The sequence below is a fragment of the Pseudoalteromonas rubra genome, from assembly GCF_005887115.1.
GTDB lineage: Bacteria > Pseudomonadota > Gammaproteobacteria > Enterobacterales > Alteromonadaceae > Pseudoalteromonas > Pseudoalteromonas rubra_F.
The window spans coordinates 18,088-40,546 of the sequence record NZ_PNCJ01000006.1; the positions used below are offsets into that span (position 1 = coordinate 18,088).

Consider the following 22,459-nt stretch of genomic DNA (forward strand, 5'->3'; position numbering starts at 1 on the left):
TTTATGCTTTTTGGTCCTATATAAACGACGAAGCCCGCTTAAACGCGGGCCACGTGTCGCCACTCACAAAACTGAGCACTTATTAACTTACCAGTAACTCATCATGCTGATTAAAGAGAGTTGAAGCCTCAAGTTGCTGTCCTTTGACGATACTGAAATGCCTGCCACCAAAACGCACCCGGCCTCGCTTACGCTCAATAAGCGACTCTGCCATTGACTTGTCTTTCATCCGGTCGACAAACTGCTTACGGGCGCGATGGATTTGAATATTAATGTGGCTTTCGGTCAGGCCCAAGTCACGCGACAACTGCTTCACAGAGACCCAGCCTTGTGATGCATCATCGACCTGATGCTGCATATCTTTTACTTTGTACCTCGCCAACAGTGCGGTCAGGTAATGGTGTGTCCGGGTTTCAAAATCGACTTCTTCCTGAGCCTGCTTCACCTGTAACTCGGCGTATTCCTCATCCTGGCTCAATGTAAAATGATACTCAAGATCGCCGGGATCTGTATCTGTGACCTCTGCCGTGCACTCCTGCTGACTTGCCCGCGTCTGGATCAGGCTCCATACCTGTTGCGCAAAACGCAGTTGCTCACCATCAGTGATACTCACCGGATGTTCAGAGCCAACTTCCTCGTAACACCAGGTTTGTTCAGCATTATTAAAATACACTATTAGCTCAGGGTCCGATTCACTTGGCAACAGGTGATAATTTTCCAACTGGATCACAGGTACCTGCCCATCGACAAGTTCATCGTGACTATAAGGCACCAGTAAGTCCTCTGGTGGAGCCAGATCCGTTACACTAAAGCTATGACTGCTTGAATCTGAAAAGCGAATTTCATCATTCACATTTAAAGCAACATCCTGGTTATAGGGTACTCGTGCGTCATTCAGCCAGGTGCCGTTACGGCTCAAATCACGTAAATACCAGTACCCTTGTTGCCATTCAATAACGGCATGAATACGGGAAATGGCCAGTTCGTCAAAGCAACTGTCCACTGAGTGCTTCAGTCGCCCAAATCGATGGAAAGACTTTAAATACAAATATTTAGATTGCTGTTTATGTTTTAACGTGGCCATGTTCGCTCCTCGATAACTGCTTCGGGTTGTCGCGATAACACATCAATCGCTCTGACCCGGAAAACTGTTCCTCAATAATCTTAACACCGTTTCGCGAAAACACCGATTTCACCACATTACACCAAAATATTGCTTTAACTGAAACAATCTCATCCGACCAACTCGTCTGATAGACTGGCATTTGATTTGCTTAACCGTTACTATTGCTATTCGGTACATGTCGTTCTTTTTGCACGTCATTTATCCGGCGATACATATGCCTTCAAGGCGTTGCAACTCGTAAGGTACAAGATAAAAAATAACATGGATAAATCGCAGCCGTCAGCTAACTCAGCGCAGCCTAATGGGGGATCCCCCACTTCTCAGCAGATGAATTTGCCTGAACACTATCATGTTATAAAAGTGTTAGGTGAAGGCGGAATGGGCGAAGTTCTGTTGGCACAAGATATCCGGCTAAATCGAAAAGTGGCAATAAAGCGCCTCAAAACACAGGCTGCAGGCACCGACGTCTCTCTCGCGGTCGCTGAGGCTCAAATTCTTGCCAGATTAAATCACACACACATAGTTCAGCTTTACGACATAATAACAACCCCAGATCAGGTTTATCTGGTCATGGAATATGTCGATGGCACCACGTTGTTTTATCACCAAAAAACTCAGATACTGAGCCTGGAGCAAACACTAACCTTGCTGATCCAGGTTGCTAATGGCATTGCAGCCGCTCATCAGTGTGGCGTGATACATTGTGACCTAAAACCCGCCAATATCTTGCTGGATAAGGATCAGCAGATAAAAATTACCGACTTTGGTATCGCCCGCATCACACACACATCCGAGACTGCAACTCACGCTGACACAACACAAAGTCACGCCAGTATGACCGCCACCTCGCCCGAGCAGCTTAAAGGCGAAGCTCTTTCACCTCAGTCGGATCTATTTGCTTTTGGTGTCCTTGCTTACGAATTGATAAGCGCTCGTCACCCTTTTGGTAAGACTCAGTTGCGTGAGCGTATATTACAAGGTAAACATGACGATGCCGCGGAGATCTTGCCCGCTTTACCTGAACCACTGATTCACCTGTTAAACCAGCTGCTGTCGGTTGACCCTGAAAAACGCCCGGCCAATGCCAGACAAGTGGCGAAACGACTTGAGCAAATTCTGATAGCTATCACGCAAAACGCTATCCTGGATCAGGAAACCGTGCCTTTTGAACCTGATGTGTCTGCACCAGATACCCCACAGCCACGTCATACGCGCCCAAAGAACCGCGCTAAATACCTCGCTATAATCGCTTGTTCCCTGGTGTTTATAACCGTATTTGTCGCCTGGCTGTTTCACCAGCCCCCGCAAGAAAAGCGATATGTGTTGGTCCTTAAGCCTCAACTCACTCTGACAAAACAGCTCAGTGACGAGCAAACTAAGAGCACCCTTGCCAGCGTCGATCACGCGCTGCGTCAGCTTATCATTGACGGAAAGCATACTGAATTGATTGCTCACCGCCCGGAGGCGGAACACTCTTTGCGCCAGCTGGCAACAACGACGGGGGCAACAGACATAATCAGTACTGAGCTTACCTGCAGTGAACATAGCTGTGAAACGGTCGTAAAAAGGCTGGGAGGCGAGAAGTGGACCGTTCAGCAGCAGATCAGCTGGCCGATGGCCCTCACCAGTGAAATAGAGAACTTTTATTCCACCCAAGTGCAGGCTGTCAAACTGTTTCCAGATCTAACGCCAAACAGTTTGCCTCTCGAAACCGTCAGGCAACAAGATTACCTGAGTTATCTGCAAATTTACCAGGATGTGTCTAACCAGGGTGCTTATAACCTGAGTAATCTGGACAAGTTGCGGCAGGTGCTGACAAATTCCCCTTACCTGTTTGCGGCCTATGGACTATATAGTGACATAAGCTTAACGGTATACGATCAGACCAAAAGAGAAGAATTACTAACACAACTGCGCGCTACTTTGAGAAATGCACCCGCACGTTACAAGCAAAAAGCCATTTTTAACAAAGAGATGATGTTACTTGCTCTGACCAGCCATGATGAGGCCCTGTTCGAAACACACCTCGCGCTCGCCCGGGCACGACATTTCAGTGTTTACGACATAGAAGTCATCCTGTCAAAACGAGCCAAACAGCAAGGTGATCTTAAAGCGGCAATTACACACCTTCATGAAGCTATGGCACTCAGAAAAAACACTTCTATCATGTTCAACCTTGCGAATACCTACTATCAGAATGGTCAATTTGAGCAGGCATGGCATTACCTTGATGAAGTACTCAGGCTGGATCCAGATGATTACTTAGCAAATCAGCTACTCGCAGACATTCACCTTACTGAGGGTAGAGTTTCAGCTGCCATTGAACGCTACAAAAAGGTAATCTCTGTAGATGCTCAACCATTCGATATAAACGCACTCGTGCTGTCTTATATGCTTGACGGGCAATTCTCAGAGGCATTATCCGCGGCTAAACCTCTCACGCAAATAGAGAACAATTCTTTGTTTTTGCTTAATCTGGCTGACATTGAAAAGCTCAACGGCAATATGGAAAAAGCAGCATATTTTTATGAGCAGGTGATAGAGAAAAACAAAGCATCTGATGATTTTTATGACCTACTTGATGTTGCTCAGGCTCATGCCCAGCTCAGCAACCATGAGCAGGCCGTGACCGTGCTCAACCAGGCCATAAAACAGTCACCCGACAATCGTGAGTACGCATTTACAGCAGCCCTTGTATACACGCAGGTGGGTGAACTTACTTCCGCAATGGTGAACGTAAAATCGGCACTGGAACTTGGCTATGGCGCGGTCTGGTTTAATTTGCCGTGGTTTGAAGCGCTTTGCCAGCGAGATGAGTTTAAGCAGATTATATCAAGCTACCAAAAAGCCACGCTTTGTCAGAAGCGTCAACCCAAAAGCTGACGCTCTGTTATCATACAACTGGTGATTATGCTGGCTTATCACGTCGTACACCAAGACGCGGGTCTTGAGAGTAGAAAATTTCGTTAAGCGCGCCTGCTGAATTGTTTAGTCTGACAGCAACAAATCTGAAGTCGATTTCGTCAAATTTGCCTGCTGTTGATGCCACACCACTTAGCACATTCTTGATGGTCAAGACCAGTGTTTTACCTTGATTCTCAATATCAGTTGTCAGCTGATAATCCTGCGAATCCTGCTCACACGATAAAGAAATACCGCTTTGCCAGAAGCGCCAGTCACTATCTGCACAATCTTCCATCTCTACAATGAACACGGCCTGCTGCTTCGAGATTAGGGCACGACGCGCATTTTCAGAAATGCCCGGTATATCGCCCAGATTAAACACAACATTAAGTTGAGCACCTTGAGGGACCGGCGTGTATTCGCCACTTGCTCTATCGTAATACTGCAATCCCCAATCATCACTTGTTGTTGTCGGGCTGAGTCGGAATAAATAGTTTTCGCTACTTAGGTCAAAGCTTAGAACATCATTTTGCATTTTAGTCACTCCTTATTGGTTATTGCGCTCAACAAGCTTACTCTGAGTCTTTCAAAAACACCAATAAAATCCGACAATTATTAGTGCAAATGACGCAATTGTTATTCTCTGCCATACAGCAAGTGTCATGTAATGTCGGTGTAATGGTTACCAGCAGCAAATCTCTTCATAGTATCGGTCAGTCCAGTTGAAAGATTAAGTTGTCACAATGGCTTTTGAACATAAAAAATGCTCTGGTGTTTCTCAAAAAGCAATCTATATTACGGGTGCCCAGGTAAGACCTGATGGCTTGGATGGCGCTAAACTCACCGCCATTGGTGGTGTACAAGCCTTTCAGGCACATCTGGATACGACACGGAAAAATTACCCTGAAACAAAGCTGTTATTAAGCCTGTCTCCCGATGACAGCGGCCTGCGCTGTCTAAGTCAGGATATCAATGGTAGACAGGTATTCTGTCAAAGCGTGGTTGACTTTTTGCAACAATACCAACTTGACGGGCTGAATCTGGATGGCGCGTTTTACCAAGCTCAACTTGAAACTCAAGCGATCAGTGGGAGTGCCCATTTTCAAAATATTGTCGCCATCTCACCTCACGATTTTGATGCACTCTTTTTGGGTTTAAAATACCAGTTTGACCAAGCAGCAAAACATAACGGGCAAACCTACTTGCTGACGCAAATCTCAAATAGCACCGGGCCCTTGCTAAATCACAGTTACCCGGGGGAACTGGCACCGAGCAGCAACATGACAGGAGAGATGCTTGCATCAACAGAACGTTCATCAGACCTTACCTGCCTGAGCGATGAGGAAGCTGCATCCTTGAGTGGTGGCTCAGCCGTAAATGGTCTGCGCGGTATCGTAAAGTATCACGACACACCACTGACCAGCGAGCAGGAACGTGATTACTTCAGATACAGTCGATAATTAGAAGGTAGATAATTGCCTGTGCAGGTGTAGGTTGTTAGCTTGACTCTGCAAGCGCGCACAACGCATTCAAAGCAGCCTGTGCATGTTCGTTTTTGACAAAAAGATGGTCATGATAAAAAGCGGCGACCACATTTGCACTAATCCCCTGCTCGGTCAGGCACTGGGCTACAGCTGCCGTCAGCCCAACCGCATCCAGGCTGGAATGTACACTTAAAGTTATCTGACAAAAAGGCCCTTCAAATTCGAGCCCATAAGACTGTGCAGCCGCTTTTTCGACTATCAGGGTAAGCCCTTCTTGCTCCTGAAACGTTGCAAGCGGATGAAGTGGTGCATACTCTTCAAGACTCCCTGATACGCTACAAAAGACATATTCTTCTGGGTTTAGAACGGGCTCCATCGTTTTCAGCAGCGCAGTCAAATTAACAATGCCTGACATTATTTTGTTCCCTTTATTATTAGCTTAGAGAAAGGTACTAGTTCATAAAGCGACGCAATTGCGTGAATCGCGCCTGATAATACAGAGCTCTGTCTAAATCACCAGCATCATTATAGTATTTTGCGGCAATTTCGAAACACTCAATCAATCGATTGGTCAACTCAAGCGAAGCAAAATGCGTAATGGCAATATCAAGCGCAGTCGGTACCTTGCTCTGCTCCGTAGCGATACGCCAAACCAGATTGTGATAAACAACAAAAGACAGCACTTCTATGTTGTTCAACGCTTTGTCGGCTTTGAGCTTGAGAAGCGCCTGAATGTCTTGTTCAGCCTGTAACCAGTTAATCCTGAGTTGTGCATATTGCCAGCCGACCCAGCGATAATAAATGCGTCTTTCCACATCGTCGGCAAATTGGATTTGCAATTGCTCGACCAATGCCAGCGCCTGAGCTTGCTGCCCTCTGGCAAAGGCCAGCTTACTGTGCATAAAATCTATCGCCGGTTTCAGATCTGTGCGCTCATTTTTGTCAAACATGGCTGCTTCGGCAATTTTATTCTCCGCTTGTGTTGTTTGTCCCTGGCTAATATATACCGCAGCCTGTTTGAGTCGGGCTAGCCCCATTTGTTGCGCATCATGTCTTCTGCTGGCATAGCGATAGGCATTATCGTAATAACGCAGTGCCAACTGATACTTACCCTGTTGACGCTGATTGTCTCCTTGCGCCAGCCAGGCTGCAGCTTGGCGTTTGAGCCGGGTAACCTGATAGTCTCGCTCCGGTGCCGAAGAGCATCCTGACAGCCAGAGTATGCAGATCAGAGATAGCCAAATCACTTTAATCATGCATTTCTATCTCCCCATTTTTAACCGGTGTACTGATCCCGTCTCTAAAGACCGGATGGTTATTCAATGCCTCCAGAGTTTTTTCCATCTGTTCAAGTACCTGCTGCACACTATGAACAGTCAGCGCAAACTGTTCACGCTCACCGTGAACATCTTTAAGCATTTGCTGCATTACTGTCAGATTGGCATTGAGGTTGTGAAGCACCAGGGGTAATTGACTGTCGGTGATCTCTTTGACAAGTTCGGTGGGCTGACCATAAGTTGTTAACGTGCTTTGTGCCTGCGTGAGCATACCATCGGTCTTTACCAGTGTCTGGTTTAACTGAGCCAGTAATTGCGGCATCTGGGCAAGCCATACCTGGCTTTGTTTCAGTGTTTTTTCAGCTTCGGGCAATAACTCACTTTCACGCAGCTCTTCGCTGACAATCATGATATGGTCACTGATTTTTGCCACCCTGTCGAGCGCTCTGAACAATGACCCAGCTTCCGGGTTATCCTCTTTTTGCAGGTTCTGTAGCAACTCCTGAATACTGGATAAGATAGATTCCACATCGTCTTTTGAGCGAGACACGTAACCCGCAGTCAGATACTGTTTTCCCAGCGCACTGTTAATATGGGGTACCAATGCTCCGGCAGGCAATGCCACAAAAGGGCCGACTTTATCCGCTTCAGGTAAAATCAAATCTAAGGTCGTAACTTCATCAAAAATGGGGTGTTGCTCACCGGTCAGCAGTGCATACTTGACCACCTTAGCGCTGTATTCCTGAAAAACCCAAAACTCCACGTCAATTTCGTTGCTTTGCAAATTTAACTGGTAATCATCTATACGTCCTATTTCCATACCTTTGAAGTATATCGCCGGTAAGGCACTCAGTCCTCGGGCATTATCTAACACGGTTTTGTAGTACACCTTATCCGCGAAGGTATGGTTATTCACCAAGATCATGATACAAAACATGGCTAGCAACAGCACGCCGGTAAGGCTAAATGCAATCACTATCCTATTGGCATTTTTGGGCTTGTGCTGCATGCGCTCCCCCCAAAGTTAACTCTTCCGGTAACCCAAGCTGAAGCTGCTGGTCAGCTAAGCTCACAATCAACTCCTGACGATTAGAACAGAGAATTAAAGTTGTCCCTTTTTCTTTAAGGTGCTTGAGTAACGCCAGTTCATGACGGCACCAGTGTCTGTCGACCTGTGCCATAGGCGCGTCCCAGATCAACGCCTTTGGCTCCATTATCAAGGCTCTCGCTAACCCTGCCAGAGATGCAAGCCCGGAGGAGAGTCGATCGGTGCGTTGATCCAAGTACTGACTCAGACCAAACTCTTCACAGATCCCACGTACCTTTTGCAGCTTTTCATCATGACTTAATCGACTATGGTGACGATTCAATGGCAGTAGCAGGTTTTCTTCCAAAGTCAGATTAGATATCAACGCAGAGACCTGAAAAATGACCCCCAGATCACGACGAAAACGCGCGTATTGCAGCGCAGTCATTGCCGGCATTTCAATGTCATCAATTAATACAGTTCCTTGCTGAGGTCGGGTAATATCACAAATGATACTGAAGAGCAGCGACTTGCCACTGCCAGAGCGACCAGTGACAAGCAGGCATTGTCCACTCTCAACAATGATACTGATATTGGCCAGTATTGGTTGTTCAGCCAGGCTGTGACTAATATTTCTAAGTTCTATTTTCATCACCAGTCACTCATCAGCGCAAAGTACAACAAAGTGAACAGTACATGGATAATACATAAGGCAATCAATCCACGGCCAACGGCTTTAATGTTTCGTTGTGGTACCTCAGTAATGGCACTTTTGACGGTCAGGCCGTGATAACTGGCGATCAGACTTATCATCAACCCGGAAAACGCGACTTTGGCCAGCATAATCACCATATCCAGCCAATGCAGTTGTGCCATCAATTTCACAAAGAAAGTACTCACTGGAATTGATGCAAACGCATTGCTCACCAGATAACCACCGAAAATGCCGCAGGCAACAAAGTAACTCATCAACAGGATCAAAGACGCGACCATACCCAAAACCCTGGGGGCAACCAGATACGAAATTGGTGACACCCCCATTGCTATCAGGGCGTCAATTTCCTTGCGCACCACCATGTTGCCCAATTCGGTGGTAATTGCTGTACCCGAACGTGCTAACACCACAAAACACACAATAAAAGGGCCAAGATCTCTCACAATTGTTGATATTAAAATGGCGTAAATCCACTTGACCTGTCCAATAGAAGACAGCAAAGGATAGCCCTGAACAATGATCAAAGCCCCAATTAACAAAGCAATCAACATGACAAGCCCAAGCGCCTCAACCCCTGTGAAGCGGATCTGTCTTAATAAGATTTCCAGGCTAATAGAACGGTGGCGGTGAAAGACTAAAAAGTCTGAAACCACATAAGCCGAAAAAGGTAAAAATCCATAGTTAATCATTACTGCTCCCTATTGTATTGGTACAACAGACACAGCATGTTCTGGCCCTAATTGATTCAGTTAACTTTAAGCGTAGCAGTAATTTGGTGTATTACAGTGAACAAAAAGTGATTACTTAGTGAACTGTGCCTGATGTTGATAATTGGCACGCTAGTTGGGGGGCTCAGAGGTATTTTTCCATCGTATAATTAATCAAAGTGACGCCCTGCCTCACAATTTCGTTGCGTTTTACCATTGCAAAGCCACGCGTGGCAAAAAAAGGTCGTGCAGGTATAGATGCTTCAACATACAGACGTGTCAGCCCCCGGGTTTTCGCCTGCGCTTCTAACTTACGGTAGAGCGCGCTTGCAATGCCCTGCCCCTGAAACTCTGGGTGCGTGTAAGCGCAGTCGATATGCCCATCATCATCCAGCTCAACAAAGCCTGCAACACGTCCGTTTAGCACGGCAACCCAGGGACGCTTGTTTGCCAAGCGCTTTGACCAAAATGCATAGTCGGGCGGTGTTGGCGCCCACAAGGCCTTTTGCGCCTGGGTGTAGTCTTCCTCAGCAATGGCGTGCACTGCACTGTGAAATAAGTCTGTAATTTCTCTGGCCCAGCTACTTTGATAACGCCTGATATCCATACCATTCTCCATACTTAAAGCGTCAGTGTACCTCAGGTTTACACGAGGTTTAAAGTGATAGCAGACAAAACCTGACGCCTGTCAATGCTTGCGCTAACCGGGTGAATTCTTCTCGTTTGATGCGGGTCAATGTAGCATCAAATGACTATGCTAGGATAATCACTCTAATCGTGCTCATCCAGTCAGGGATATTGTTATGACAGACATTCAAACTCAAAGTGCACCAGCAAACCTGCTGCAAAAAAAGCGGCTCTGGCTGCAAATAGTGGTTGCGCTGATTCTCGGCATCACCATAGGTTTACTACTTTCACCTCAGGGTATGGCGCTGGTCAGTCAATCGGCAGCGATGGACATTGCTCAATGGGTTGCGCTACCCGGGCGGGTGTTTCTGGCCCTGATCCAGATGGTTGTTATCCCGCTGGTACTTTCCTCGATCATTCTTGGTATCGCAGGTAATAAAGATACCGCGTTTTTAAAAAAAGTTGGGGTCCGCATCTTACCTTACTTTGTTACAACCACTTTCGTCGCGGTCATTCTGGGCCTTGCTGTGGTCTACCTTATTGAACCGGGTAACTATGTCGACAGCGCTCTGTTTAGCGCAATTGCCGATCAGCCAGCGCAAGTCGTGGCGACTCAAGTAACGCAGACCTCGCTGCCAGATAAAGTGGCGGCCATTATCCCTGCGAACCCAACTCAGTCCACATTGGATAAAGACATGTTCGCCATCGTCATTTATGCCAGCTTTATTGGGATGGCGTTGACGACATTAGCCGCACAGCGCAAGGCATTGATGATAGATTTTATGGACGGGATCCAGTCTGTTTCATTACAAATTGTGAACTGGGCCATGTTACTGGCTCCCCTTGCAGTGTTTGGTCTGCTGTGTGATATTACGATCCGCATTGGCGTAGATGCGTTGATTGGCGTATCTGCTTATGTTGCCACGGTATTGTTGGGACTCACCGGGTTATTACTCATTTATACCCTGGTCGCTTCGTTTGTTGCCAAAGTGCACCCCATGGCCTTTCTAAAAGCCATCCGAAGCGCACAATTGCTCGCATTCTCAACCTCCAGTTCTGCTGCCGTTATGCCCTTATCAATGCGCACAGCTCAGGAGCAACTGGGGGTAAAAAAACCGATAGTGCAATTTATTATACCACTTGGTGCCACCATCAACATGGATGGAACAGCACTTTACCAGGTGGTTGCGGCTATTTTCCTCACTCAGGTTTTCGGTGTGGATTTATCTGTGAATCAGGTGATACTGCTTATTCTCACCACGGTAGGCGCATCCATCGGCTCGCCCAGTACACCTGGGGTCGGCATCGTCATCCTGGCTTCTGTACTTGCGACGTTTGGCATACCAGCAACTGGCATTGCGCTTATTCTGGGTGTCGACCGTATTCTGGATATGTGTCGCACGGTTATCAACGTCAGTGGTGATCTGACAGCCTGTGTGGTGATGAACCGCTGGTTAAGACATGAAACATCTTTGGTTGAACAGGTGCAAATAAGCGACAATAAAGTTGTAACCAGTTAACGTTCAGGGCGCGAAGTTCAGGTCATTGCTTATGCGTCCATATCTGCTGCAAGTGAGGTACACATGCTTTATCCTCACTTGTGAAAAAAACCCACTTATCAACGCACTACTTTCCTTGCAAATTTTCAATCTCCTGCCAAATTGACTCTGCCTCTGCAGTAAGCATCGCATAACCACGAATATCACCATTGCGCTGTGCATGCATGGCTTGTTCTAGTTTGGCATCGTAGGCCCTGCGCAGCTTTTTGACTGGATCACGTTTTAAGAACTGAAACATTGTTAGATTTTCCTGATGGCAAATTTAACCTGTTAAACGAGCCACACACCTCTGAGGATCATCGCATTGTTGGAACTATACCTGCTCAAAGAATTGATAAGCGCCGATAACGACCCCCTTTCGCAAACTGTAATCTGCTGTAATTGCCCAGATGAATGGCATGACCTATAAAATTCCAGATAATACCTGTTCAGGCACTCATTACGGCTCAACTTCTGACCAATATTCACGAAGCAAAAGGACCAATATCATGACTGAGATTTCGACTATGCCTTTACCTGCGCCTATTAACTGGGACGAAAAAAGTTCGGAAGCGGAACTACATATACTGGGCCTGGATGGCGTGTTTTTAGAAAATCAGCTCAATTTGCTGTGGTATCTTGAGGCACTGGCCGAGGTATGTTCTGAGGTAAACCTTGTCAGACGTAAAGACATCGCAACGTTCTGGCAGCCCTATTTATACAGAGAGCCCGGTTTTACGCTGCAAAGCTTTTTTTCTCAATGGTTAACTTATACTCCAACACCAGACAACCCGGGTTTATACATTGAATACTGGGACTATCTGGTCAATACCGAGTCCGGTTTAAAGCTGGCTAATGACGGCTATTTCAGAGGCTGGTTTCGGCAGTTTCTGAACTTTCATGGTGACTGGATTAACAGTACATCGTCAACGGACACATTAAGTGCCTGGATGACATACACCGGTACAGAAGAGCACCCGTTTAATATTGATCATTATGAGCGCCCGGATCCACATAGCCCACAAGGGGGATTTCAGTCTTTTAATCAGTTCTTTTTACGTAACCTCAAACCCGGACAGCGGCCTTTGTGCAACTGTGCAAGTGACAGTGGTGTTGTGATCTCTCCCTGTGACGGTGGCGTGTTTTATTTAGAGCGCGGCAGCAGTGAGCGCAACGATAGCCAGGCAAGCAATCGCTACTTGCTACCCGGTAAATCGGGAGATCATTTTAATCTGATTGAAGCTATCCCTGGTTATGGCCGCTGCTTTGTCGGTGGTCCTCTACTTGACATCCTGCTCTGGTTTACCGATTACCACCATTTCCATGCCCCCGTATCCGGCACCGTCATAGAGCAAGGTTTGTATGAGGGCGCTTATAATTATGACTTTGACAATTTTAACCCGAGACACCCCTATGATCCGCTACCACCAAAAAACAGCGACAAAGTTGGTTGGTACCAGAAACTGGGTAAACATCAGCGTTATGTCTGGGTGATTAAAACGCCTGATCTGGGGTTAGTCGCTATGGTTGCGATTGGTTTTTGGGGTGTGGGCAGCATAGTCAATGCCATTGAAACCGGTGCAGACATTGAAAAAGGCCAGTTTATGGGCCACTTTGGCTATGGCGGCTCTTCTATCGTGCTGGCTTTTGAACCGGGCAGGAACTATCAATTTAAAGTAGGCGATCAGCCTGTGCGCGGACCGAATGAACCGACCCTAATGAAGGTAAGAGAATGCCTGGGTCGCACTGTGCCGCCACTTGAGTGGTAATGGCCAGGGATCAAGATAGATACAAACCCGGGGACTGGATTTGCCTGTTAAGATAAAACCAACAGTCCCCGGCATCCATGCGACAGATATTGTACTCCACTGGCGTCCTTGCGAGACAGAGACACGCAATAGATGCAATATTAACCTTGTTTGACCTCTAACATTGCGTCCATACCATAAGCGCCGTAGATATGTTGCATCGCCTTTTCTCTGGCTTCATTGACAGCTTCAATAACCGGATTCAGGCCGGTGCCATCTACCGTTGTTCTGAACGGACGTGCTGAAACTTGCGTCTGCAATAGCTGTAATACAGCGTCAGCAACCATTTGCGGGCTGGGTGCATTTTCAGCATCATGACCCTGCTCTGTACCCGCCCACATTTGTTCTGGTGCATCAGCATGTTCGCCATAACTTTCAGTTACAGCTTTATCACTGGATCTCAGCAAATTCGCACCAAAGTCTGTGCCAAAACCGCCAGGCTGTACGATGAGTGACTGAATACCAAACTGAGACAACTCAACCCGATAGTTTTCCGCCAGACCTTCTACCGCATGTTTGGTCGCGTTGTACGAACCCAGAAATGGCAACACGAACTGGCCCAAGATACTGGAAATCTGGATTAAAGTGCCCTGCCCACGCTGTTTCATATGCGGTAATAAAGCCCGCGTCATACGCTGTACACCAAACACATTGATATCAAACACACGCTTGAAGTCTTCAATGTTAAAACTCTCTTGCCAGCCAAGCGTACCAACGCCTGCATTGTTAATCAAAACATCGATATGTCCTGCCTGCTCAAGTGCAGCATTCACACCCATTGCAACGCTATCATCGTCGGTAACATCAATATCAATAACATGAACCCCTTTACCTCTGAGCTCGTTGGCAACCGATGCATTGCGCCCTTGTGGGTCGCGCATAGTACCTGTAACCGTAAAGCCGTGGTCTGCCAGTGTATTCGCAATAAGATAGCCAAATCCGCTGTTTGATCCGGTCACTAAAACTGATTGTGTCATGGTATTCTCCAGAATTTTTAAATTTTGTCTGTCTGGCGTACAGCTTGAGACAAGGCAGCTGTACGCATTTTGGGCTACACCTGAATGTAGCTTTATTATTAGTCCAACTGCTTAAGTAACGCCTGCGCTACTCCAACTGACGACTTGTTGTTCTGCCCGGTGATCAGCTCACGGTCGATCACAATATGCGGATGCCAGTCTTTTTCACCCCGTGAATACTCTCCGCCGGCTTTGGTCAGCGCGTCTTGAGGCCAGTAATACAATTCGTCACCCCCCAGATAATATTGGGTTGCAACGGCTTCCTCAGAGTTACTGAATGTAGTCATGCGATATCCCTCATAAACCCAGCCCTCTGCGGGTTTGGCATTTTTACCTGACTTCATTGCTACTTCGAATTCAGCGGCATTTGGCAGAGCTGAAAGCAAGGCAACCGGGCCATGGCAGACCAAACCGGTGGGTTTTTTCTGCGCATTAAAGTGGCGCAAGAACTCTCCCAGCTGTGGGTTCGCAACCAGATCACCCAGTGGTGCGTGGCCACCCGGCACAAAGACCGCATCAAATTTATCAATACCAATTTGTTCTATGCGGGCAAAACTGACAACCGGACTGTCGGTCTTATCATCAATCTTGAGTTGGTTGAACAAGGCCTTATGAGCCTGATAATTCGACTTGCTGACGTCCAGAAAATGGTCTGGCGTATCAGATACCGGGTCTAGCCTCGGTGCCATACCTTTAGGTGAAGCAAAGGTCAGTGTGTGACCTGCATCCAGAAATAACTTAACTGGTTCCATTAATTCGTTCAGATAAACGCCTGTCTTGTAGTCGTAACCGTTTTTCAATGTCATTTGTGCAGTGTCCGACATCACTACCAAAATCTCATCGGCCAGACTCAATGGGCTTGCAATCAATGCAGTCAGTGCTGCGAGTGTTTTTAATTTCATGTTCATCTCCTGAAGTTTGATGACGTGTGTTCTTAACTTGGGTCTAGAATAAGCCGCCCCACTTCATTAATGAAATTAATTGCTTTAATATGGCCATGAATACAAATAATAACCCTGAAGGTAGGCATGAGTAATATTTCGGATATCGAGCTCAATCAGCTGCGTCTGTTACAGTTAATATTTGAGACTAAAAATCTCACACGAGCCGGTGAGCGTGCCGGTCTGACGCAATCAGCAGTCAGCCATACGCTGAAAAAGCTTCGCCACAGCTTTAATGATTCGTTGGTTATTCGACAGGGCAATAAATTGATCCTGACCCCACGTGCAGAATACCTGCAATCTCAGCTCAATCGCTGGTTAAATGACTTTGAACGCCATATTCTTACTCAGGAGCAATTTGACCCTGCTCACTCCAGTCGTACTTTTTTTATTGCCACCAGCGATCTGGTAGAGCAATCACTGGCTCCGGTTTTGATCCCACATCTAAGCAAAGTGGCCCCCAACATTCAGGTGGTATTTGCCAAGCTCGATAAACGGGGGTTTGCAAGTCAAATTGAAAGTGGTGAGGTTGACTTTTCTATCAGTGTCATCGAGTCGAGTCACCCCGCTCTGATGGTCACCACCTTGTATAAAGACGACTATGTGTCCGTGGTAAGGCAAGATCACCCCTGTCTGAGTTCTGTACTCGACCTGGCCAGTTACTGCCGCTATCCACATATTCTGGCGGGCACTGGTAAAGATATTCGGGGAACCGTGGACGACGCATTGGACAAACTGGGACATACCCGCAAAGTTCAATATAAAGTGGCTAACTTCTCAAGTGCCCCATACATTGTCGAAACCAGTGATGCCATATTCACAGCACCACGCAAATTCATTGAGGCAGTGAGTGCCAAGTTCAATATTGCAGTGTTTGAGCCGCCGCTCTCTGTCCCGAAGTTCTCAATGAAAATGTACTGGGATATTCGTAACAAAGACGATCAGGCAAGCCGATGGTTCAGACAAGAAATCATCTCTGTCGCGCGTCAAGCTGGAACCTGAATCATGTCATGATTCAGCGCTACTGTTACGTGCGCCATTGCATGTGGCTGAAACAAATTGAACTGGAAAATGAAAAAGAGATAGATCGGTTCTAGTACGAGCAAATAGTGAACCTCGAAGTTATGTTTGATGTCAGTGGTGAAACCGCTCAGTAGCCGCATATTCAGATCAACACATTGAGACGCCTGGCAGATATCCCTGAGGAAGTCGATATGACGCTATCGAGTTGTCTGAAGAGGACAGACGACGACCCCGTTATCAAGCCTAAAGCCCCAGCCCATCACATAAACTATAAAGCGAAATAAGGTAACCAGGCCAAGTGCGATTTCTGTCAGAGCGAGAGCTTGCAGTACTTGCACTTATTTAATCCTGGTCGCTTTTGATGCTGCTCAAACATAATGCAGGCAGCACAAGCTGCGATAAGAGCCGATGTACAGCCACTAATAACAGAGACTTTTTAAAAATACGCGCGGAAATAAGAAGCCGGCGCGATGTTTTTCGTGGCTCATAGGCTGATGCCGATCCAGTTGAGAAGATCCCAAGGTGCGTTTTCAGCGCAATGCGATTGTTTTTCCTGCCAATCTTGGTTCATTGTTTTCCTGGAGCGCCCAACAAGCTCTCCGCCAGAAAAAGCATACACCATCGCATCATACGTATACCCCGTTTGAAGTGGTTCACCGTCTTTGGTCTTGCAATATGTGGGCACTATATCACCCAGTCGCACCTCTATCTTTTCACTAAACCAACTTGCTTTGACTGGATAAGCGCTTTGAGCAAAAAATGGCACGGGGTCAATTAAAGGTGGGGTCTGAGAACATGAATCCTGGACCAGCGAGGTTAACCAAAGCTTACCTTCCTTTAATTCCCAGGTCCCTTTGTAGCCTCGCCAGTTCGCTGTACACCACCCTCTGCCAACCAGCCTGGACTGAATGTCATCGTAGTTGTAAAGTGACTCGAGGGGAAACAGATCTATGCCATGCGCTTGCCCCTCGACAACAAAGACTTCCCTGACTTGGTGTGTTGCCAGGCACACCCCGCTATATAACAGCAACGCAGGTAAAAGGTAGTTATACATACAGCCTCACTATGCCCCTAATCGGGCGCACATTTATCAGATGCGAGGTATTTAAACGATTTACACATGCATAAACAAGTGCTTTCATTTCCATGTCTGTCACCTCATCGGGTTGAGTATGGTAAAGTCCGATACCATTTTCACACCTGCAAAATTACAACTATTCGACGATACAAACAAAACAAACAAGTAAAAAAGGACCACATTGGCACGTATACTGCTTATGATTGGCGGCTGACTAATCTGACAGCACTAAACCAAGTCTGTGGTCTTTAACACAAACGCAGACAATTCATTTTTTCCTAAGGAGTAGAGTAAAATGAAACAACTTATGATTTCCACCGCCCTTTTGATTTGTGGCACTTTTGGTTTTTCGTCTCAAGCGAGTAGTTTAGACCCTCAGCTTCAGGCAAAACTGGACGAAGCTTATTATCTTTACGATTCCGGACACTACCAGGAGGCATTGGACAATGTTCACTGGTTGGTCGAAAAAGGCGTGGCGCTGGATCACAATTTTTATGGCTACCGGCTGGGTATCGTTTTTCCACTTTGGCGTAATCTGGCGCAGGATTTTGAGCCAGCTCGCATCAGTTTCAATCAGCTACTTGAGTCCAGTGTCGAAGACGCCGTTAACTCGCCACAAAACTGTGCAGCTTTTGACGATGCTCGCTCGCTGCTGAGGCTTCAGCATCGTGTTACCGATATCATCTCTGTGCTGGAGGAAAAAGAAGTGACATATCCTCAGGTGTGGTCTCGTTGCTGGGATGACACGGCCACACTTGATGCCGTTGAGTTGACGTCTAAGCCGCTAATTGATGCCTATGTTGGCGATTTATCTGATCACTTTGCTGCACACTATATTCCTAGAATTGAGCAATATTACAGCCAATGTTCTAACGATAAGGATTATCGCGAGGCATGTCAGGAGGGAGTAAAAGAACACCTGAACGCTGTCTCATACGCATTTCGACACGCGGCCATGACGCATTATGGCCTGAATGAGGCGGGTCAGGTCGGTGCTCTGACTCTTGCACTTTTATTGAAGTGGCAAGAACAAGGCAACTAAACCCGCTCTTCTTTCCTATAGGAGGCAATTAATTGCCTCTTTTTACAAGCATTTTTCGAGCTGTCAGATTTATCCTACTCTTGTATCTCCATCTCACCGCTTTTCTAACACCTCTATCATCGCCTCAGCCACTGCCACCGAGGATAAATAGTTCTGTCCGGTGATCAGCCGTCCATCTATTTCCACAAAGGGTTTGTTACGCTCACCATAGCGAAAATCCCCACCTCGCGTCTCAATCCGCTCGCCAATCATAAATGGAAATTCTTTCAGATACTCAGCCCCGGCACGTTCAAAAGAGTCGGGGTAGCCACTGACACGTCTGTTGGCGACCAGATATTCTCCGTTGCTCAACTTCAGATTGACAATACCGGCTGTACCATGACAGACCGAAGAAACAATGCCATTATTCTGCTCATAAACCGTCATCGCAATAGCCTGAACTCCGGGATGTTCTGCAACCTCATACATAGCATTGCTGCCGCCAAGGTAATGGACCGCTTGATATTCAGAGGCAATCACCTCCTCTGGTGCAAAGCTGTTGCCTATCGCGTACATAAATTCGGGGTCGTAAAGATACCGCTTATGAATTGGAATTGACGTATTCACATAAGCCAGGCTTAACGCTCCACCTCGGGTACTCATAAAATCTACTTCATACCCGGCTTTGATGAATGTGTCGTAGGCATAGACAAGCTCAGAAAAACTGGTCCCGGCTGGTAAGTCACTGTCACCATGAAAGCTGGCACTGGATGCAATGAAGAGAATTTTTTCATTTTTATACTGAGCACTTTGGTCCGTTGCTGTCTTACTCACAATCTGCCATTTCCCTGCAATCTGTTTAAGCAAGACATGATCTATGTATGCCTGGTAAGGAGGTGCTACCGTAATTTTCAGCCGAGCCATGGCGATATCACCATCGATTTTCACAGAGAGTATCTTGCCCCGACGGTTGCGATTGTTCAGCGGCTTAAACCAGCTACTGTATTGCTCCATCGATACCGTCCAAAAGGGTTTGGTGTCATGAGACAACAGTAGCTGAGCCTGCGGATGAAAGGCATTTTTGATTTGGGCAGGCTGCCCCATTTCAGTTCCCTTTAAGTAGTCATTTAACGCACGTAAAACGCCTGCCTCATCATCAGCCAGGCTAAAGCCACAAAATAGCAGGCATAGCAAGATTAGCAGGTGTCTTAAAAGAGTTTTCATGGTGTTTCTCCGGTTAACTTAATGTCACCTCACCATAAAACATAACCTTAAAAAACAAGCTCCTGAATTATAATCTAAGTGTTCAGAATGATAATTTGACAGACTTTGCACGAAACTGATTGGGAGTTTGACCACATTGCTTTTTAAACGCCGTATAAAATGTCGAGCTGGCGTTAAAGCCACACTGTTCAGCAACTTGCTCAACTGTCATGTTCTGCTCCTGTATTAACAGTTTCTGGGCGTGCTTTACTCGATAGCCATTAAGATACTGATTAAAGTTACAGCCGTGTTGTTGATTCAAATGTTGAGACAATTTTGTATGGCTAACACCCAAACGTTTGGCTAACCTGGGTAAGGACATAGCAGGGTCCGTGAATAGCTGCTGCTCATTCATCAAGCTCTCTAGCATCGCAGAAATTTCCGCACTCTGTTGTGGTGAAATAACCTGTGCCGCGTATTTTTCTTTGCCTCTGCTCTGCCCAGAAAAAACCACAATGCTCAGATACAACACCATAGAAAATGATAAAGCGCCCACAATGTAAGACGTATAGGCAGAGGTAAAATAGGCAAACCAGATAAGTGCGCTGCCACTAAGCGCGATAAAAGGCAAGTCGCGCCATACAGGGAGGTCCGGATGCGATTTTAACTCGGTCAGTTTGTGCCGGTACACCCAAGCCGACACCAAAAGGTAACCAAGCCAGACATAACTTGAGCCGCGATACACCCAGGTTTGCCACAATTCAGGATAACTATGATACGGGTATATCACGCCAACGAGGGCAACCAAAACAAGCCACAATGCAAAATGCCCGCGCAATAGCCAGCGAGCTTTGTTTGGGTTAAGGCTACGAAAACAAAACGAAAAAAGGCTCGGTCCAATCAAACAGCAGGCACTCAGCCCCAGCTGCAAAAAGTCTTTGCTCAGCCCGGGACTAAAGTAAAACGCAACCGATTTGCCAATCCGAATACTCAGCATAATCAACAGCAAAGACAGCCAGGGCGCTGCGGCAATTTCCCTGCGTTTATGATAAACCCAGGCAGCCAGTAAAACGCCATTAAATGCCCCAAGTGAGGCGAAGAAAAACAGAAAGTAGCGCGAAAATTCCATTACGATATTGTGTTAATCACAGACCCCTGCACTATCGCATATCAACATGGCTGAGCCAAGCGCGAAAGGGCCTCAGCGTACCCGATACCGTCAGACGCTTCGAGCTCCTTACTCACCCCCCTTGTTCTCTTCCTGCTCTATCACCTGGATGGTTCTTTCTACAAACCTTTTATAGGCTGTGTCTGGTAAAAATGGCACCTTGCCTTGCACATTAAATCTGGCGACAATTTTCTTACTCTCATTCTCTGCCATAATTTTCTCAACACTGTAGCTTTTTTTTCTGAACGCACGTACGGTATCCACCCACAGGAGCGTATTGGCTCTGAATTCACGCAGTGACGCTTTATTTGACACGGCGCCATGCCCGGGAATGATCACACTCTGCTCGTCCCCGATTTGTAAAATGATCTCTATGGCATCTTTAAAGCCCTCCACTCCACCCGCATAAAAGGTAGGATGCCAGCTGGTATCAAACACATCTCCGACAAAAATCGTGTTACTCGGCTTGTGATAAAAAATATTGTCTACCGAGGTATGAGACTTAACCATAACACGGCTGAACCCGGCCAGTTTAACGTCGCCTTCGACAAGCTGAGCTCCACGTTCCATGAAATAAGCATTGCCTCCCGAGTGGTCTTCGTGATTATGCGTATTTAAAATATGGGTAACGGGTTTGTGGTGAATTTCACTAACAGTCTTAGATAACTGGGCCAAGTTAGTTTTTCCTGGCATAGGGTCGATTAGTACCACGCCGTCGGGGGATTTAAACACTCCGATATTTGTGCCGTAGTCTTGCGCCGTAAGAATATGCAGGTGTTGCGATACAGCCTGAACCTGAATAGTGGCTGCAAGCGCTCCAAAACTCGCAGCAAGTACCGGCGTTATCAACAATGCTTTTAACATGGTCAACATGACTCCCTTTCTTATTATTATGAGGCACAAGCGGTCTGTACCGGTTTACCGTGTTACTATGATTAAGCAAAAATTAGAGTTAACATCTAGCTTCTATTTGACCAAAGGAATGAAGCCTGATGAACAGCGTACTCTTGCTTTTAATTAGCGCACTGAGCTGCTCGCTCGCCTATGCAAAAGATGAGGTTCACTCTGCACCGTTAGAGTTTGCCCACACTTTGACATTTAACTCTCAGATACTAAAACAGAATCGCTCAGTAAACGTCTATTTACCAGCAGAATATCAAAAAAATACACAACAAACATACCCGGTTATTTACCTGCTGGACGGTTCAAAAGATGAAGACTTTATTCATATTGCCGGATTGGTGCAATTTGCCAACTTTCCCTGGCTAAACTTTCTCCCACCCAGCATTGTTGTGGGTATTAGTAACCAAGACAGAAAACGGGATTTCACCACCCAAAGTAACAATGCACTGGATAAACGTGACCTGCCGACCCACGGTGGCGCTAAATCATTTATTGCATTTCTGGAGAATGAACTCCGCCCAATGATAGATAAGCGTTACCGCACCAACCAATCAGATACCCTGATCGGTCAATCGTTAGGGGGCTTACTCGCCAGTGAAATTCTGTTTCATCACACGTCACTGTTTGATCACTATGTCATTGTCAGTCCCAGTCTGTGGTGGAACAACGAGTCTTTACTCGCCAGTAAATTCGCCCCCACTAGTCTGCCAAAGTCTGTTTACATTGCGGTAGGTAAAGAAGGTGACGTAATGGAACGTGTTGCGAAACAGCTATACGATAAAATAGCCACGCAACTTAAGGGCAAAAGCCAGTTGCACTTTCGTTATTTTGAAGACCTGGATCATGGAGATACCCTACACCTGGCGGTATATGACGCATTTAAAAAAGTTGAG

22 protein-coding genes are annotated in these 22,459 nt (G+C 46.6%); 7 read left to right on the plus strand and 15 right to left on the minus strand.

The features are described from left to right. Nucleotides 1-82 precede the first annotated feature (82 nt). On the minus strand, nt 83-1,084 hold the full coding sequence (locus CWB98_RS03815) for an FHA domain-containing protein (protein WP_138543654.1): 1,002 nt from the start codon (nt 1,082-1,084) through the stop codon (nt 83-85). Between the two features lie 303 nt (nt 1,085-1,387). Here CWB98_RS03815 and CWB98_RS03820 point away from each other — a divergent pair, with 303 nt between their 5' ends. Then, the gene (locus tag CWB98_RS03820; RefSeq protein ID WP_138543655.1) at nt 1,388-4,009 is read left to right on the plus strand and encodes a serine/threonine-protein kinase; all 2,622 of its coding nucleotides are present in this window, start codon (nt 1,388-1,390) and stop codon (nt 4,007-4,009) included. A gap of 25 nt (nt 4,010-4,034) precedes the next feature. On the opposite strand, the gene CWB98_RS03825 is transcribed toward CWB98_RS03820, so the two are convergent. Beyond that, entirely contained in the window at nt 4,035-4,565 is a 531-nt protein-coding gene (locus CWB98_RS03825; protein WP_138543656.1) for a hypothetical protein, read from the minus strand. A 208-nt stretch (nt 4,566-4,773) separates the two neighbouring features. Here CWB98_RS03825 and CWB98_RS03830 point away from each other — a divergent pair, with 208 nt between their 5' ends. Continuing rightward, a complete protein-coding gene (locus tag CWB98_RS03830; RefSeq protein WP_138543657.1) occupies nt 4,774-5,490 on the plus strand; it encodes a glycosyl hydrolase family 18 protein in 717 nt (238 codons plus the stop codon). A 37-nt stretch (nt 5,491-5,527) separates the two neighbouring features. On the opposite strand, the gene CWB98_RS03835 is transcribed toward CWB98_RS03830, so the two are convergent. The 6 genes from CWB98_RS03835 to CWB98_RS03860 form a co-directional block, all read right to left on the minus strand. After that, a complete protein-coding gene (locus CWB98_RS03835; protein ID WP_138543658.1) occupies nt 5,528-5,929 on the minus strand; it encodes an ACT domain-containing protein in 402 nt (133 codons plus the stop codon). Nucleotides 5,930-5,966: 37 nt separating this feature from the next. Next, nucleotides 5,967-6,770 carry a hypothetical protein gene (locus CWB98_RS03840; protein ID WP_138543659.1) on the minus strand — a complete coding sequence of 268 codons (804 nt, stop codon included), beginning with the start codon at nt 6,768-6,770 and terminating at the stop codon, nt 5,967-5,969. Continuing rightward, nucleotides 6,763-7,800, minus strand: coding sequence for an MlaD family protein (locus tag CWB98_RS03845; RefSeq protein WP_138543660.1), 1,038 nt, complete (start codon nt 7,798-7,800; stop codon nt 6,763-6,765). The genes CWB98_RS03840 and CWB98_RS03845 overlap by 8 nt, the downstream gene beginning before the upstream one ends. Next, nucleotides 7,772-8,470, minus strand: a complete 699-nt coding sequence (locus tag CWB98_RS03850; protein ID WP_138543661.1) for an ATP-binding cassette domain-containing protein — start codon at nt 8,468-8,470, stop codon at nt 7,772-7,774. The genes CWB98_RS03845 and CWB98_RS03850 overlap by 29 nt, the downstream gene beginning before the upstream one ends. Beyond that, nucleotides 8,470-9,222 carry an ABC transporter permease gene (locus CWB98_RS03855; protein ID WP_138543662.1) on the minus strand — a complete coding sequence of 251 codons (753 nt, stop codon included), beginning with the start codon at nt 9,220-9,222 and terminating at the stop codon, nt 8,470-8,472. The genes CWB98_RS03850 and CWB98_RS03855 overlap by 1 nt, the downstream gene beginning before the upstream one ends. A gap of 163 nt (nt 9,223-9,385) precedes the next feature. Beyond that, entirely contained in the window at nt 9,386-9,847 is a 462-nt protein-coding gene (locus CWB98_RS03860) for a GNAT family N-acetyltransferase (protein WP_138543663.1), read from the minus strand. Between the two features lie 196 nt (nt 9,848-10,043). On the opposite strand from CWB98_RS03860, the gene CWB98_RS03865 reads away from it, so the two are divergent. Beyond that, the gene (locus tag CWB98_RS03865) at nt 10,044-11,387 is read left to right on the plus strand and encodes a dicarboxylate/amino acid:cation symporter (protein ID WP_138543664.1); all 1,344 of its coding nucleotides are present in this window, start codon (nt 10,044-10,046) and stop codon (nt 11,385-11,387) included. A 106-nt stretch (nt 11,388-11,493) separates the two neighbouring features. Here CWB98_RS03865 and CWB98_RS03870 read toward each other — a convergent pair whose 3' ends face one another. Beyond that, the gene (locus CWB98_RS03870; RefSeq protein ID WP_138543665.1) at nt 11,494-11,664 is read right to left on the minus strand and encodes a DUF6435 family protein; all 171 of its coding nucleotides are present in this window, start codon (nt 11,662-11,664) and stop codon (nt 11,494-11,496) included. Nucleotides 11,665-11,914: 250 nt separating this feature from the next. On the opposite strand from CWB98_RS03870, the gene CWB98_RS03875 reads away from it, so the two are divergent. Continuing rightward, nucleotides 11,915-13,174 carry a phosphatidylserine decarboxylase gene (locus CWB98_RS03875; RefSeq protein WP_171045578.1) on the plus strand — a complete coding sequence of 420 codons (1,260 nt, stop codon included), beginning with the start codon at nt 11,915-11,917 and terminating at the stop codon, nt 13,172-13,174. Nucleotides 13,175-13,314: 140 nt separating this feature from the next. Here CWB98_RS03875 and CWB98_RS03880 read toward each other — a convergent pair whose 3' ends face one another. Then, the gene (locus CWB98_RS03880) at nt 13,315-14,190 is read right to left on the minus strand and encodes an SDR family oxidoreductase (RefSeq protein WP_138543667.1); all 876 of its coding nucleotides are present in this window, start codon (nt 14,188-14,190) and stop codon (nt 13,315-13,317) included. 98 nt (nt 14,191-14,288) lie between these two features. After that, entirely contained in the window at nt 14,289-15,131 is an 843-nt protein-coding gene (locus tag CWB98_RS03885; protein ID WP_138543668.1) for a type 1 glutamine amidotransferase domain-containing protein, read from the minus strand. A gap of 126 nt (nt 15,132-15,257) precedes the next feature. On the opposite strand from CWB98_RS03885, the gene CWB98_RS03890 reads away from it, so the two are divergent. Continuing rightward, the gene (locus tag CWB98_RS03890) at nt 15,258-16,172 is read left to right on the plus strand and encodes a LysR family transcriptional regulator (RefSeq protein ID WP_138543669.1); all 915 of its coding nucleotides are present in this window, start codon (nt 15,258-15,260) and stop codon (nt 16,170-16,172) included. A gap of 505 nt (nt 16,173-16,677) precedes the next feature. Here the strand turns inward: CWB98_RS03890 and CWB98_RS03895 are convergent. Then, nucleotides 16,678-17,247: a hypothetical protein gene (locus CWB98_RS03895; protein WP_138543670.1), complete on the minus strand. Its 570-nt coding sequence runs from the start codon at nt 17,245-17,247 to the stop codon at nt 16,678-16,680. A gap of 319 nt (nt 17,248-17,566) precedes the next feature. Between CWB98_RS03895 and CWB98_RS03900 the strand changes: the two genes are divergently transcribed. Next, entirely contained in the window at nt 17,567-18,313 is a 747-nt protein-coding gene (locus CWB98_RS03900; RefSeq protein ID WP_138543671.1) for a hypothetical protein, read from the plus strand. A 93-nt stretch (nt 18,314-18,406) separates the two neighbouring features. Here CWB98_RS03900 and CWB98_RS03905 read toward each other — a convergent pair whose 3' ends face one another. From CWB98_RS03905 to CWB98_RS03915, 3 genes are all read right to left on the minus strand, one after another. Further along, nucleotides 18,407-19,516, minus strand: a complete 1,110-nt coding sequence (locus tag CWB98_RS03905) for a nuclear transport factor 2 family protein (RefSeq protein ID WP_138543672.1) — start codon at nt 19,514-19,516, stop codon at nt 18,407-18,409. Nucleotides 19,517-19,598: 82 nt separating this feature from the next. Beyond that, the gene (locus CWB98_RS03910) at nt 19,599-20,624 is read right to left on the minus strand and encodes a helix-turn-helix domain-containing protein (protein ID WP_138543673.1); all 1,026 of its coding nucleotides are present in this window, start codon (nt 20,622-20,624) and stop codon (nt 19,599-19,601) included. A 108-nt stretch (nt 20,625-20,732) separates the two neighbouring features. Then, complete coding sequence (locus tag CWB98_RS03915) at nt 20,733-21,536, minus strand: MBL fold metallo-hydrolase (protein WP_249364605.1); 804 nt, start codon at nt 21,534-21,536, stop codon at nt 20,733-20,735. A gap of 119 nt (nt 21,537-21,655) precedes the next feature. Between CWB98_RS03915 and CWB98_RS03920 the strand changes: the two genes are divergently transcribed. After that, nucleotides 21,656-22,459: alpha/beta hydrolase (locus tag CWB98_RS03920; RefSeq protein WP_138543674.1), on the plus strand; the 804-nt coding region annotated here is incomplete at its 3' end.